Genomic DNA, 14,429 nt, shown 5'->3' on the forward strand with positions numbered 1-14,429 from the left:
GTCGGGCGTGGTGGGCCGGGTTTGGGCATGATGCTGAGCGACGCCCGCACCCGAGACCCGAGGAGCATCGTGAGCCCGTTGCCCACTCCCACCGCACGCCGTCTGACGGCGCCGTCGTGGAAGGACGCCCGCCTGCTCGTCGGGATCCTGCTCGTCCTGCTCTCCGTCGTCCTCGGCGCCGTGGCCCTGAGCGCGGCGGACGACCGTGTCGGTGTCTGGGCGGCGAAGGGGGAGATCACCCCCGGGCAGCAGATCGAGGAGAGCGATCTCGTGCGCGTCGACGTCCAGCTCGGCGACGCCGCACCGGAGTACGTGCTCGCCAACGAGCGCCTGCCCAACGGCGCGGTCATGGGCCGGGAGCTGCACGACGGCGAGCTGCTGCCGCGCGCCGCCGTCGTCGACCCGGTCGACCTGCGGGTGAGCCAGGTCGCCGTGCACGTCGAGCCCGCGTACCTGAGCAACCTCGTCAAGGGGTCGCGGGTCTCGGTGCACGCGGTCGACCCGCGCACGACGACCGCATCGGGCACCGACGAGCAGGCGGCCGACGACCGTCCTCGCTACGAGGAGATCGTCGAGCGGGCGACGGTCCATGCGCTGCCCACGAGCGGCGGTGGCGTCATGACCTCGGCCTCGGGGTCGACGGCCATCATCGTCGTGCCGGACGGGGTCGTGAACGAGCTGCTCTCGCTCGACACCCGCGAGACGCCCATCAAGCTCGTCCTCGAGTCGGGCAGCCCGGAGAAGAAGGACGGATGAGCGTCACCGTCCTCACCGCCCTCGCGCACGACTGGGAGGGACGCATGGTCGAGATCGTCGACCGGCTCCCCGGGGTCTCCGTCGGTCGACGGTGCGTCGACCTCGCCGACCTGCTCGCCGCCGCCTCGGCGGGTCTCGGCGACGTCGCCCTGGTCTCCGCGGACCTGCGGGGTCTCGACCGCGACGCCCTCGGCCACCTGCGCACCCACGGGGTCGACGTCGTGGGCGCCAGCCGGGACGGCGACGAGGCACAGGAGCGCCATCTCCGTCGCCTCGGCGTCGAGCGACACGTCCACACGGGCACGCCCGGTGAGGACCTGGTCGAGGTCCTGACGTCCGGCCCGACGACGCCGGGGGGAGGGCTGCCCCTCGTCACGGACCCGGCCGAGCCGTGGCCGGGCGAGGACCCCCCGACCGCACCCCGCAGGTCGGTCCCCGACGGCCCCGACCCGCAGGAGGCACCGCCCGTCCGCGGTCGCGTCGTCGCGGTCTGGGGGCCCACCGGGGCCCCGGGGCGCAGCACCCTCGCGGTCAACCTCGCCAGCGAGATCGCCGCATCGGGGCACCCGGTCGTCCTGCTCGACCTCGACACCTATGGCGCCGCGGTGGCCCAGCTGCTCAGCGTGCTCGACGAGGCACCCGGCCTCGCCGCGGCCGCCCGCGCCTCCGAGCTCGGCACGCTCGACCTGCCCTCGCTCGCCCGCCTGGCCGTCGAGGTCTCGCCGGCCTTCCGCGTCCTCACCGGCATCCCCACGCCCACCCGCTGGACCGAGGTACGGGCCTCGGCGGTCGAGCACGTCATCTCGCTCTCCCGGGCGCTCGCCCCCTTCGTCGTCCTGGACCTGGCGTTCTGCCTCGAGGACGACGAGGAGCTCAGCTACGACACCGTCGCCCCGCGTCGCAACGCCACGACCCTCACGGCGCTCGCCGAGGCCGACGACCTGCTCCTCGTCGGGGCGGGCGACCCGGTCGGTCTGCAGCGCATGGTCCGCGCCGTCCAGGCCGTCGGGCAGGTCGCCTCCCCGCCACCGCGACCGGTCGTCAACCGGTTGCGCGCGTCCTCGGTCGGGCCCGACCCGCGACGCCGCGTCGCGGAGTCGCTCGCGCGCTTCGCCGGTCTGGAGGACATCGCCTTCCTGCCCGACGACCCGATGGCGACCGATGCCGCCCTGCTCGCCGGGCGCACCCTCGTCGAGTGCGCCCCCGAGTCGCCGCTGCGCCACGCGATCGCCGAGCTCGCCGCGGGGTTCACCGGGGTCGCGGCGCCGGCCCGCGCCCGTGCCCGGAGGGGACTCCTGCGCAGGGCCTGACATGGGCGGCGCGGGACGAGGGGTGCCCGGCGGCCCCGTCCGTGCCACGATGTCGTCCGTGGTGAGCAGACTCAGTCCCGTCGATGCCGCGTTCCTCCACGTGGAGGAACCGACCGTGCCGATGCACGTCGGCTCCGTCATGCTCTTCGAGCCACCCGCGGAGGGCGTCGTCGACCACGACGGCTTCGTCGAGGTCGTGGGGGACCGGATCGCCGGTCACGGCCGGTACCGTCAGCGCATCCGTCAGGTGCCCGCCGGGCTGGACAACCCGGTCTGGGTCGACGACGAGCACTTCGACCTGACCTACCACGTGCGACGTGCCGGGACGCCGGCACCGGGTGGCCGGCGCGAGCTCGAGGACTTCGTGGCCCGGATCATGGCCCGACCGCTCGACCGGGACCGCCCCCTGTGGGAGGCCTACTTCGTCGAGGGCCTGCAGGGCGGTCGGTTCGCGGTCGTCACCAAGGCGCACCAGGCGATGGTCGACGGCATCCACGCGGTGGACCTCGCCCACCTGCTCGTCGACCCGGATGCCATGCCGGTCGACGAGCGTGGCCAGGCGTCCGTCCCCGCCCCTTCCGACCTGCGCCTCGTGGCCGACGCCCTGCTCGGCTCCGTCCTCAACCCCGCCAAGGTGGTCCGCGGGGTGGGGCGCGGGGTGCGTGACGTCTCCCGCACGGGGCGGCGCCTCACCGAGACCGCCGGCGCGCTCGCGGTGACCCTCACCAGGGTCGGCGTGCGCCCCGCGCCCCCCTCATCGCTGCGGGCCCACGTGGGCGCCTCCCGGCGCTACGTCATGGTCGAGACGGAGCTCGACGACTACCGCCGCATCCGCAGCCGGCTGACGCGCGGGCGCTATGTCGCCGACGTGACGATCAACGACGTCATCCTCGCAACCGTGACCGGCGCCCTGCGCGCGTGGATGCAGAACCGCGGCCTGCCGGTCACGGGGTCCTCGAGCCTGCGGGTCATGGTGCCGGTGAGCGTCGTCGACGGCACCGGTGACCAGCTCACCGACAGCTCGCTGACGGCGTGCTTCATCGACCTGCCGATCGGGGAGAACACCCCGTCGATGCGGCTGCACCAGATCTCCTTCGCGATGCGCCAGCAGATCGAGTCCGCGGCCGCCGAAGGGGTCGATGCCTCGTCCCTGGCCTCCATGGGCGGCTTCGCCCCGCCCACGCTGCACTCGCTGGGTGCCCGCCTCGGCAGCGCGATGACCAGGCGCTTGTTCAACCTCGTCATCACCAACGTCCCTGGCCCCCAGCAGGCGCTGTACGTCGAGGGCTGCCGGCTCATCGAGACCTACCCCGTCATGCCGCTCGGGCGCAGCCAGGGGCTGGCCATCGGGCTGACGTCCTACGACGGCAAGGTCTACTACGGGCTCACGGCCGACCGGGACTCGATGCCCGACGTCGACATGCTCGCGGACTCGATCCACGAGGCCCTCGCCGAGCTGAGCTCGGCCGCCCGGTCGGCGCGCGACTGATGCGCGTCTACCTCCCGCTCCTGCTCGCCGAGCTGGGCGCCGTCGCCGCCGACGCGCGCCTGCCGGAGCGATCCGGTTGCATCGTCTCGGACGCCCTGCGCGCCGCTGACACCGAGGCCGACGAGGAGGACCTCGAGTTCGAGGCCATGTGCCAGGCGCTCGACGCCGCTCGGGGACTGGGCCCGGGGCGGCGTGTCGTCGCCGCGGCCGACATCGCGGACGCGCCGGCGACCGGCAGGGGTGCCGGGCTCGACCGGCCCGTCGTCGTCCCGCTCGGGGACGTCGTCTCCTTCCACGTCGAGGAGGAGGCGGGGGAGGTCGGCGCCGGCTACGACGACCTCCTCTGGTACGACGTGACGGAGCTGTCCGACCTCACCTGAGGCACGCACCGGCCCTCGGGGCGAGGCGCGCCGGTCAGGTCAGACGCTCGGTGAGCAGCCGCACCTCGGTGTCCATCGACTGCTGGACCGGCGTCATCGCGGCCTCCTCGACCTTGCGACCCAGGAGGGGGATGGAGCAGCGCAGGTCCCCGTCGACGGTCATCGTCGAGCCGACGGCCGCGGCAGCGAGCACGATGTGCCCCCGCAGGGTCACCGGGACGCCACCGACGGTGATCTCCAGGTCCGCGGTCCGGGAACCGTCCGGGGCGGGCGGTCGCCAGGTCTGCTGCTCGGTGATCTGCAGCGTGTCGCCCACCATCGAGGCCACGGGGCCGGGCATGCCCCGTGTCGCCAGCACCCTCTCGGTGTGCACGGCCGTGAGCCCCCCGACCTGCTCCGTGACCGAGGCGCGCCCCTCGGGCCCGGCGCCGATCTTGGCCTGCTGGTACTCCGTCGTCGAGATGATCGCGAAGACGTCCTCGACGCCAGCGGGCAGGGGTGCGGTGTGGCTGATCCTCATGGGGTCACGCTAGCGCCGCCCGCCCCTCGGCGCGCCCGCGTCAGGCGCGCAGCGCGTCGCTGGCGGCGGTCAGGGCGTGGCGCGCCTGCTCGCACTCGGCGCTGAGGCGCGTGCGGTGCCGCGACATCGTCGTGACGGTCTGGTGCACCCGCTCCTGGAGGCTCTGGCGCAGGCGGTCCCCGTCCTCCTCGGCCCGTCGGTCGGCCAGACCGGTGATGCCCCACGGGCGGCCGACGGTGCCGTCCCGGACCTCTAGGCCGGCGTCTCGCGCCTCCTCCTCGAGCGTGCGCAGGCGGGCGATCGACGCCGCGAGCTCGGTCGCGGCCAGCTGCAGGCGCGAGCCGGAGTCCTCGAGGGCGGTGGCGACCTCGGCGCTCGCACCGGCGAGGACATCGACCCGGCGTCGCGTCGCGACGGCCGTGGGGCCGGTCCACCCCGGGGCGGCATCGGCCGCGGCCCGCTCGAGGTCCTCGACGTCGGCGCGCAGCCGCACCGCGGTGCGGCGCAGGGTGGAGGCGAGGGCGCTCATCGAGGCCGGGTCGCCGAGCAGGGGATGGGTCATCGGTGCTCCCACGCGCCCTCGGCCACCGGGGCCGCGGCGCGCGCGTGGGACCCGAGGGAGAGTGCGACCTCGCGGCAGCCGGAGGACAGCTCGCGCAGCACGTCGACCGCGTCGTCGACCAGCCCGTCGACGGCCGCCTGGGCGGTGCGGTCACCGACCGTCACCATGTGGTCGAGCAGCTCCTCGTCGGCCGTGACGGCGTGCCCCGCCAGGCTCGACAGCGCGGCGCCGAGCGCTGTCAGGTCCTCGGGTCGGGGGTGCGAAGGGGGCATGGTCCGGCCAGCCTATCCGCGCACCCCGCTCCGGCCGGGGACCTCGTCCACAGCGCCCACGCAGTTCCTCCGGGGGCCTCGCGCAGGCGCGTCCCGCCCGGTGGATGTGATCTGCGCCATGCGTACTACGCTCGGAGTCGGGCGGGACGACGACGTCCCGCAGGAACCGAAGACATGCATCTCGAGGACGCTCATCCATGGCCCAGCCGCCTGTCCACCCTGCCATCGACCCCGCGCCCGTCACGGCGGAGGACATCACCGCCGCCGCCCGCGCGGCAGGTGCCGACCCCGCCTTCGTCGATCGATACCTCCGGGACGTCGACGTCGAGGTCCTGCGGGAGCGCAGCGCGACCGAGCTCGTCGCCCTCGCGACGGCCCACCGGGAAGCCGCCGCCCGCCGACCCGAGGGCACGTCCGTCGTCGAGGTCGTCCGCGGGGTCGTGCACATCGTGACCGCGGACCGGCCCTTCCTCGTCGACTCCGTGCTCGGCGAGCTCGCGAGCGAGGGCCTGGGTGTCTCCATGCTCATCCACCCGCTCTTCGTCGTGCGCCGCGACGAGGACGGGGTCCTCACCGAGGTCGTCGACCTCGACCCGCGCACCCCGCAAGAGGACGGGCTGGTCGACGAGTCGTGGATCCGTGTGGAGCTCGACGGGCGCTGCGACACGATGGTCGTCCAGGAGCGCATCAGCGAGGTCGTCGATGCCGTGGCCCTGGCGGTCGACGACTGGGAGCCGATGCGCGCTGCGGCCCTCGAGCTGGCCGACGCGCTGGACGCCGGGCACGGCACGGGGGACGCGCCCTCGCAGCGTGCGGCGGCCGACTTCCTGCGCTGGCTCGTCGACGACCACTTCACCTTCATCGGTGCCCGCGACCACCTCGTCGAGGCGGACGGGGTGCGGGCCATCCCGGGCACCGGCATCGGCATCCTGCGCTCGGACTCGACGGCCGAGGCGATCACGCCCCTCGGCGAGAGCCCCGTCGACCCGGAGGAGCTCGGCTGCGTCACCGTGGGCAAGTCCCATGCGGTGCTGCCGGTCCGCCGCGCGACCCACCCGGACCTCATCGCCGTGCGGTTCCACGACGCCGAGGGCCGCCTCGTCGAGCGCCGCTTCGCCGGGCTCTTCGCCTCGACGGCCTACACCAGCTCGGTCCTGACGATCCCGCTCATCAAGGACAAGGTCGAGCAGGTCCTCGCCGAGTCGGGCTGGGCGCGCCAGAGCCACTCGGGCGGCTTCGCGATGCGCCTGTTCGAGACCTTCCCCCGCGACGAGCTCTTCCAGGCGCCCGTCGACCACCTGCTGCGGGTCGTCACCCGGATCCAGCAGATGGTCCACCGCATGCGCACCGCGACCTTCCTGCGCCTCGACTCGGGTCGGCAGTTCGTCACCGCGATCATCTACCTGCCGCGCGACCGCTACACGACCAAGGTGCGGCACCGCATCGAGGAGGAGCTCTGCGAGGCGACGGGGGCCGACGAGGTCTCCTTCACCGCCCACGTCTCCGAGGAGCCGATGGCGCGGCTGTACTACATCCTCAGGGGGTCGACGGGGGTCCGGCTGCCCCGCGGGGAGGTGCGCGCCGAGCTCGAGTACTCCGTGGGCCAGGCCGTGCTCACGTGGGAGGAGCGCCTCGTCACCACGGCCCGCGAGCTCGTCGGCGACCGCTCCGAGCACCTGCTGGAGTCGTGGATCGACGGCTTCCCGCTCGACTACCAGGAGGACTTCGCGCCCGCCCAGGCCGTCGCGGACCTGAAGAACCTCGTCACCCTCGACGAGGGGACCCCCTTCGCCTGCGCGCTCTACGACCCGCGACGTGGCCACGGAGGGGGTGAGGACCCGTCCGTGCGCCGCTTCAAGCTCTTCAGCATCGCGGAGCTGATCCTCGACGACCTCATGCCGATGTTCCGCGACCTCGGGGTGCAGGTCATCGAGGAGGAGCCCTACACGCTGACCCGCGCGGACGGGGTGAGCGCCGGCGTCTACGACTTCGCGCTGCGCGTCTCCGACCCCGCGCTGTGGGAGGCGTACAGCCACGAGGACCTGCGGGCCCTCGTCGAGTCGACCGTGCTCGCCGTGCGCGCCGGGCGGACCGAGTCCGACGGGTTCAACGCCCTCGTCATCCGGGCCGGCCTCACCTGGCGCCAGGTCGGGCTGCTGCGAGCGCTCGCCCGCTACCTGCGCCAGGGCGGCGGCAGCCGGGGCCAGCGCAGCCTCGAGGCTGCACTGGTGGAGCACCACGAGATCGCCCGCGACATCGTCGACCTCTTCGAGACCCGCTTCGACCCGGAGCTCTACGACGGCCTTGCCGACGACGCGCGCGCCGCCGCCGAGCAGGAGATCACCCAGCGCATCGACGACGCGCTCGAGCACGTCTCCTCGCTCGAGCACGACCGGATCATCCGCGCCTTCGTCGGGGTGGTCGGCGCGACCCTGCGCACGAGCTACTTCGTGCGTGACGCCGACGGCCGACCGCTGCCGCGGATGTCCTTCAAGCTCGAGCCGGCCAGGGTGCCGGACCTGCCCAAGCCGCACCCTGCCTTCGAGATCTGGGTGCACAGCCCCCAGGTCGAGGGTGTCCACCTGCGGTTCGGCGCGGTCGCCCGGGGTGGCCTGCGGTGGAGCGACCGACGCGACGACTTCCGCACCGAGGTGCTCGGTCTCGTCAAGGCCCAGATGGTCAAGAACGCCGTCATCGTCCCGACCGGCAGCAAGGGCGGCTTCGTCGGCAAGCTGCTGCCCGACCCCGCCGCCGACCGCGAGGCTTGGCTCGAGGCCGGTCGCTCGGCCTACCGCGCCTTCATCTCCGGGCTGCTCGACGTCACCGACAACCGGGTGGACGGCGCGATCGTGCCGCCGGAGCGCGTCGTGCGCCACGACGGGGACGACTCCTACCTCGTCGTCGCAGCCGACAAGGGCACCGCGACCTTCTCCGACCTCGCGAACTCCATCGCTCGCGAGTACGGCTTCTGGCTCGACGACGCCTTCGCCTCCGGCGGCTCGGTCGGCTACGACCACAAGGGCATGGGCATCACCGCCCGAGGCGCGTGGGAGTCGGTCAAGCGGCACTTCCGGGAGCTGGGTCACGACACCCAGACCGAGGACTTCACGGTCGTCGGCATCGGTGACATGAGCGGCGACGTCTTCGGCAACGGCATGCTGCTCTCCGAGCACATCCGCCTCGTCGCGGCGTTCAACCACCTCCACGTCTTCATCGACCCCGAGCCCGACGCGGCCACGTCCTTCGCCGAGCGCCGCCGCCTCTTCGACCTGCCGCGCAGCACCTGGGACGACTACGACCGCTCGCTCATCAGCGAGGGGGGCGGCGTCTGGCCGCGCAGCGCCAAGTCGGTCCCGGTGAGCGAGCAGGCCGCTCGTGCGCTCGGCCTCGAAGGGATCACGTCGCTGACGCCCAACGAGCTGATCAACCACGTGCTCAAGGCCCCCGTCGACCTGCTGTGGAACGGCGGCATCGGGACCTACGTCAAGGCCACCGACGAGGACCACGCCGAGGTCGGTGACCGCGCCAACGACGCGATCCGCGTCGACGGCACCCAGCTGCGCGCCCGCGTCGTCGGCGAGGGCGGCAACCTCGGCGCCACCCAGCGCGGTCGGATCGAGGCCGCCGTGGCCGGGGTGCGCATCAACACCGACGCCGTCGACAACTCCGCCGGCGTCGACACCTCCGACCACGAGGTCAACATCAAGATCCTCCTCGGAGAGGCGATCCGCCGCGGCACCCTCGACGAGGACGCCCGCGTCGAGCTGCTCGCGTCGATGACCGACGAGGTGGCCGAGCAGGTCCTGCGCGACAACTACGAGCAGAACGTCCTGCTGGGCAATGCCCGGGCCCAGGACGGGACCATGCTCGTCGTCCACGAGCGGCTCATGGAGACGCTCACGGCACGCGGCGAGCTCGACCGCGAGATCGAGTTCCTGCCGACCCGCGCACAGGTCCACGACCGCATGGCGGCGGGGGAGGGGCTCTCCTCGCCGGAGCTGTCGGTGCTCCTCGCGTACTCGAAGCTGGCGCTCAAGACCGACCTGCTCGACTCTGACCTGCCGGACGACCCGGCGACGGAGCGCCGGCTCGTCGACTACTTCCCGACGCCGCTGCGCGAGCGCTTCCGCGAGGAGCTGCGGGCACACCCCCTTCGTCGGGAGATCGTGACGACCGTCGTCGCCAACGACCTCGTCAACCGCGGCGGGATCACCTTCGTCCAGCGCGCGACGGAGGAGACGAGTGCGACGTCGGTACAGGTGGCGCGCGCCTACCTCGTGTGCCGGGAGGTCTTCGGCCTCGACGAGTACGTCGCCGCCGTCGAGGCGCTCGACAACGTCGTGCCGACCCGCGTGCAGACGCGCCTCTACCTGGAGCTGCGGCGACTCATGGACCGGTCGGTGCGGTGGTTCCTCGCCAACCGGTCCGGGCGTCTGGACGTGACGGCGGAGATCGAGCGCTTCCGCGAGCCGGTCGCCGAGATCGCGCCGCACATCCCCCAGCTGCTGCGGGGGGAGCAGGCCGACCGCTTGGCCCGCAAGACCCAGGACCTCGTCGACGCCGGGGTGCCCACCGACCTGGCCCGGCGCAGCGCCGGCCTGCTCGACCTCTACCCCGTCCTCGACATGGTCGACATGGCGCGCGACGGCGGGCGCACGACCCGCGAGGTGGCGGAGACGTACTACCTCGTCTCGGAGGCCTTCGGCATCGACGAGCTGCTCATCATGGTCACCCAGCTGCCCCGGGAGGAGCAGTGGGACGCCATGGCCCGTGCCGCGCTGCGCGACGACCTCTACGCGACGCTGCACACGCTCACCGGGTCGGTGCTCGGGCACGCCGGCGACGACCCGGCGGCCCGTTTCGCCCAATGGTCGGACGAGCACGACGAGGCGCTCGAGCGGGTGCAGGGCCAGCTCGCCGGCATCCGTCAGCTCAACCGCCCCGGCGTCGCCGCGCTGTCCGTCGCGCTGCGCACCCTGCGGTCCGTCACCCGGTGACCGAGGCGCCCGGGCCGGCGGTGTCCGCACGTCACTAGGATCACGACGTGCGGACACTGGCGGACTTCCTGAGGACCACCCCCGGCCTGGACGCGGCCGACACCGAGTGGCTCCACCTGCTCGTCGAGGACTGGCAGCTGCTCGCCGACCTGCTCTTCAGCGACCTCGTGCTGTGGCTGCCGCACGACAACAGCTGGGTGGCCGTCGCGCACGCCCGGCCGATGACCGGGCCGATGGTCTTCGTGGAGGAGGTCGTCGGGCAGGACGCGACCGTGGTCTTCGGCGACCTCATCGACCAGGCGGCGCGCGAGGGGCAGAGCGAGCACGTGCGCGAGCGCGGCCAGGACCTGCTCCACGAGCGGGCGCGCACGGTGGTGCGTGCCGGCCGCACGATCGGGGTCCTGAGCATCCACGACCAGCTCGACAGCGGCCGTCCGCAGACCCGCCTCGAGGAGAACTACGCCGGCATGGGCGACGAGCTCTTCGCCATGGTCACGCAGGGCAGCTGGCCCACCCAAGTGGCGCCGAGCGGCGCGCGCCGTGGCGCACCGCGCGTCGGGGACGGCGTCATGCGGCTCAGCGAGTCCGGTGTCGTCGAGTACGCCTCGCCCAACGCCCTGAGCGCCGTCCGGCAGCTCGGGCACCAGGGCCCGATCGAGGGGCAGGTGCTCCTCCAGGTCCTGAGCGGTCTGCCGCACCTCGAGGGGCACGTGGACGAGGGCCTCGCGCTCGTCGCCATGGGCCGCGCCGCCTGGCGAGCGGACGTGAGCGCCAAGGGTGCGGCGCTCGCCCTGCGGGCCGTGCCGCTGATGAGCGGTCGCCGGCGCCACGGCGCCATCGTCCTGGCGCGTGACGTCTCCGAGCTGCGTCGTCGCGGCGAGGAGCTGATGACCAAGGACCAGACGATCCGCGAGATCCACCACCGGGTGAAGAACAACCTGCAGACGGTCGCCGCGCTCCTGCGGATGCAGTCGCGCCGCGTGCCCGACACCTCCGCCAAGGTGGCCCTGGACGAGGCCGTGCGCCGGGTCGGGGTGATCGCCATGGTCTACGAGGCCCTCAGCACCGGCTTCTCCGAGGCCGTCGACTTCGACGACGTCGCGGTGCGCGGTCTGCGGGCGATCGTCGAGGTGGCCCGCACGTCCGGGGCGATCGACTCCCACTTCACCGGCTCTTTCGGCCAGGTGCGCGCCGAGGAGGCCACGGCGGTCGGGCTCATCCTCTCCGAGCTCGTGCAGAACGCCGTCGAGCACGGCGTCCCCGACGGGGGCAATGTCCACGTCGACGCCCAGCGCACGACCGAGGAGGAGGGCGAGGACATCCTGCGCGTGAGCGTCGTCGACGACGGCCGGGGGCTGCCGACCGGGTTCCGACCGAGCCGGGCGGGGCTCGGCACGCGCATCGTCACCTCGATGATCCACGACCTCGGGGGCCAGATCCGGTGGGACGACGCCGAGCCGCGCGGCACCCGGGTGAGGTTCAGCGTGCGGCTGCGGAGCGTCGACTCCTGAGCCGCGGGACCGGGCGGAGCACGACGAAACCGCCCCCGAGCAGGTGCTCGGAGACGGCGGTCAGGGTGCGGGTGCGCTCAGCCGGCGCGCCGGGCGCGGGCCTTGCGGCGCTTCAGGGCACGACGCTCGTCCTCGGAGAGGCCACCCCAGACACCGGCGTCCTGGCCGGACTCGATGGCCCACTTGAGGCAGGTGTCGACGACCTCGCAGCGACGGCACACCTTCTTGGCCTCCTCGATCTGGGCGATCGCCGGGCCGGTGTTGCCGATGGGAAAGAACAGTTCCGGATCTTCGTCCAGACAGGCTGCGCGGTCGCGCCAATCCATGGGGGTGGTGCTCCTTGTCGTCGGGAGGGTCGTGTGCGGCCGGGGACTGGCCTGACGACCATGGTGCGCACACAGCCCGTGGCGTGTCCACAGACCAATACACACACCATTGTCCAAGATACCGCTCGGGATGCCAACGGTGTGGGACGTCCTCATTGTTCCCGCGCGGCGTGTGTTCGGTCACCTACGCTGCTCGTCGTGACCCCGAGCCAACCCCCTTCGCACCCTCGTCCCGCCGTCCTCGCCGCCGCCGGGGTCTGCCTCCTGCAGGTCCTCATGCTGCTCGTCACGGCCGGTCTGTACGCCCTGGAGCTGACGCGTGGGGACGGTGAGGACCCGAGCACCGCCTCGATGACGATGGTCGTGTGCATCATCTTCGCGATCCTGCTCGCGGTGCTCGCCTCGGCCTGGTTCAAGGGCGCCTCGTGGCCGCGCACGCCGACCATCGTGTGGAATGTCCTGCTCCTGCCCGCCGCGTGGACACTCGCGACGAGCAGCGGGCTCTGGTTCGGCCTCGGCCTGGCCGTCCTCGCGCTCGTCGGGATCGCCGCCGCCCTCCTCACGCCCGTGCCCGAGCTGCCGGACCGGGCCCTCTGAGATGGCTCCCTTCGACGTCGTCGAGGCGGACATCGCCTCCCTCCGGGCTGCGCTGGAGAGTGGGGCGACGACGAGCGAGGAGCTCGTCACCGCCTACCTCGCGCGGATCGCCGCCTACGACGCGGCCGGGCCCCGGCTCAACGCGCTCGTCGTCATGAACCCGGACGCGCTCGAGGAGGCCCGTGCCTCCGATGCCCGCCGGGCGAAGGGAGAGCCCCTCGGCCCGCTCGACGGCATCCCGTACACGGCCAAGGACTCCTACCTCGTCCGGGGCCTGACCTGCGCGAGCGGGTCGCCGGCCTTCGCCGACCTCGTCGCGCAGCGCGATGCCTTCACCATCGAGCGGCTGCGTGGCGGCGGAGCGGTGCTCCTCGGCCTCACCAACATGCCCCCGATGGCCAACGGCGGCATGCAGCGCGGCGTGTACGGCCGGGCCGAGAGCCCGTACAACGGCGACTACCTCACGGCGGCCTTCGGCTCGGGCTCGTCCAACGGGTCGGGCACGGCGACCGCGGCGAGCTTCGCGGCCTTCGGCCTGGGGGAGGAGACGTGGTCCTCCGGCCGTGCGCCGGCGAGCAACAACGCGCTGTGCGCGTACACGCCCTCGCGCGGCGTGATCTCGGTGCGCGGCAACTGGCCGCTCGTGCCGTCGATGGACGTCGTCGTCCCGCACACGCGCACGATGGCCGACCTGCTCGAGGTGCTCGACGTCATCGTCGCCGACGACCCGGACACCACGGGTGACCTGTGGCGGACCCAGCCGTGGGTCGAGGTGCCGGCGCCCTCGCAGGTGCGTCCGGTGTCGTACCCGGCTCTCGCCACCGGGGACTCGGCCCCCCTTCGCGGCTTGCGGCTCGGCGTGCCACGGATGTATCTCGGGACCGACGAGGAGGCCGGGACCGGGGTCGGCTTCGGCGGCCCGATCGGGGACCGGATCGTGCCGCGCCCGAGCTCGCTGGAGCTCTTCGCAGCGGCCCGGGCGGACCTCGAGGCCGCGGGAGCCGAGGTCGTCGAGACCGACTTCCCGGTGGTGAGCAACTACGACGGCGACCGGGTGGGGGCCCCCACCGTGCGCACCCGGGGGCTGCTGCCCGAGGGGTACCTCGACGAGGAGATCTGGGACCAGTCGATGTGGGGCTGGGAGACCTTCCTGCGCGCCAACGGCGACCCCGCGTTGCACCGCCTGGCGGACGTCGACGGGCCGAAGATCTTCCCCCACCCGGAAGGCTCGCTGCCGTACCGGTACGGGGAGCTCGACTTCGACCTCGCCGACTACGTCACCCGGGCGCGCGAGATCGGCGTCGTCGAGGACGTCACCACCCTGCCCCTGCTCGAAGGGGGGCTGCGCGGCCTCGAGGAGACCCGCCGCGTCGACCTCGAGGCGTGGATGGACGCGCTCGGTCTCGACGCGGTGATCTTCCCGGCCGTGGCGGACGTCGCCCCGGCTGACGCCGACGTCGACGAGGCGTCCGCCACCATCGCCTGGCGCAACGGCGTGTGGGTGGCCAACGGCAACCTCGTGCCCCGACACCTCGGGATCCCGACCGTCACGGTGCCCATGGGCACGATGCCCGACATCGGCATGCCGGTCGGGCTGACCTTCGCCGGCCGCGGGTGGGACGACACCCGGCTGCTGACGATCGCCGCGGCCTTCGAGGCGACGGGTCAGCGGCGCACCGAGCCCCCGCGCACGCCTCGCCTGGCCTGAG

12 protein-coding genes are annotated in these 14,429 nt (G+C 73.1%); 8 read left to right on the forward strand and 4 right to left on the reverse strand.

The genetic code is table 11. From position 1 onward, the window contains the following. Nucleotides 1–78: 78 nt before the first annotated feature. The 4 genes from ABC138_RS14275 (at nucleotide 79) to ABC138_RS14290 (ending at nucleotide 3,935) form a co-directional block, all read left to right on the forward strand. Nucleotides 79–756 (forward strand): hypothetical protein, encoded by a 678-nt coding sequence (locus ABC138_RS14275; protein WP_169701796.1) that lies wholly within the window; start codon nucleotides 79–81, stop codon nucleotides 754–756. Then, entirely contained in the window at nucleotides 753–2,066 is a 1,314-nt protein-coding gene (locus ABC138_RS14280; protein WP_338537787.1) for a P-loop NTPase, read from the forward strand. The genes ABC138_RS14275 and ABC138_RS14280 overlap by 4 nt, the downstream gene beginning before the upstream one ends. A 61-nt stretch (nucleotides 2,067–2,127) precedes the next feature. Continuing rightward, nucleotides 2,128–3,555, forward strand: coding sequence for a wax ester/triacylglycerol synthase family O-acyltransferase (locus tag ABC138_RS14285; protein ID WP_218005545.1), 1,428 nt, complete (start codon nucleotides 2,128–2,130; stop codon nucleotides 3,553–3,555). Further along, nucleotides 3,555–3,935 (forward strand): hypothetical protein, encoded by a 381-nt coding sequence (locus ABC138_RS14290; RefSeq protein WP_345914097.1) that lies wholly within the window; start codon nucleotides 3,555–3,557, stop codon nucleotides 3,933–3,935. Before ABC138_RS14285 ends, ABC138_RS14290 begins: the two co-directional genes overlap by 1 nt. A gap of 34 nt (nucleotides 3,936–3,969) precedes the next feature. Here ABC138_RS14290 and ABC138_RS14295 read toward each other — a convergent pair whose 3' ends face one another. From ABC138_RS14295 to ABC138_RS14305, 3 genes are read right to left on the reverse strand one after another with little or no spacing between them, the layout of a single operon-like run. Then, nucleotides 3,970–4,455, reverse strand: a complete 486-nt coding sequence (locus ABC138_RS14295) for a DUF2505 domain-containing protein (RefSeq protein WP_068423956.1) — start codon at nucleotides 4,453–4,455, stop codon at nucleotides 3,970–3,972. A gap of 40 nt (nucleotides 4,456–4,495) precedes the next feature. Beyond that, a complete protein-coding gene (locus tag ABC138_RS14300; protein WP_068423958.1) occupies nucleotides 4,496–5,017 on the reverse strand; it encodes a hypothetical protein in 522 nt (173 codons plus the stop codon). Continuing rightward, on the reverse strand, nucleotides 5,014–5,289 hold the full coding sequence (locus ABC138_RS14305; protein ID WP_068423960.1) for a hypothetical protein: 276 nt from the start codon (nucleotides 5,287–5,289) through the stop codon (nucleotides 5,014–5,016). The genes ABC138_RS14300 and ABC138_RS14305 overlap by 4 nt, the downstream gene beginning before the upstream one ends. A gap of 197 nt (nucleotides 5,290–5,486) precedes the next feature. Between ABC138_RS14305 and ABC138_RS14310 the strand changes: the two genes are divergently transcribed. Further along, a complete protein-coding gene (locus ABC138_RS14310; protein ID WP_345914098.1) occupies nucleotides 5,487–10,286 on the forward strand; it encodes an NAD-glutamate dehydrogenase in 4,800 nt (1,599 codons plus the stop codon). Nucleotides 10,287–10,333: 47 nt separating this feature from the next. After that, nucleotides 10,334–11,797 (forward strand): sensor histidine kinase, encoded by a 1,464-nt coding sequence (locus ABC138_RS14315; protein ID WP_345914099.1) that lies wholly within the window; start codon nucleotides 10,334–10,336, stop codon nucleotides 11,795–11,797. Nucleotides 11,798–11,874: 77 nt separating this feature from the next. Here ABC138_RS14315 and ABC138_RS14320 read toward each other — a convergent pair whose 3' ends face one another. Continuing rightward, nucleotides 11,875–12,123: a WhiB family transcriptional regulator gene (locus tag ABC138_RS14320; protein WP_007925026.1), complete on the reverse strand. Its 249-nt coding sequence runs from the start codon at nucleotides 12,121–12,123 to the stop codon at nucleotides 11,875–11,877. 198 nt (nucleotides 12,124–12,321) lie between these two features. Between ABC138_RS14320 and ABC138_RS14325 the strand changes: the two genes are divergently transcribed. Further along, the gene (locus ABC138_RS14325) at nucleotides 12,322–12,720 is read left to right on the forward strand and encodes a hypothetical protein (protein WP_169701798.1); all 399 of its coding nucleotides are present in this window, start codon (nucleotides 12,322–12,324) and stop codon (nucleotides 12,718–12,720) included. A gap of 1 nt (nucleotide 12,721) precedes the next feature. Next, nucleotides 12,722–14,428 carry an amidase gene (locus ABC138_RS14330; RefSeq protein ID WP_345914100.1) on the forward strand — a complete coding sequence of 569 codons (1,707 nt, stop codon included), beginning with the start codon at nucleotides 12,722–12,724 and terminating at the stop codon, nucleotides 14,426–14,428. The last annotated feature ends 1 nt before the right edge of the window (nucleotide 14,429 follow it).

The sequence above is a fragment of the Janibacter sp. LM genome, assembly GCF_039631275.1.
GTDB classification, from domain to species: Bacteria; Actinomycetota; Actinomycetes; order Actinomycetales; family Dermatophilaceae; genus Janibacter; species Janibacter terrae.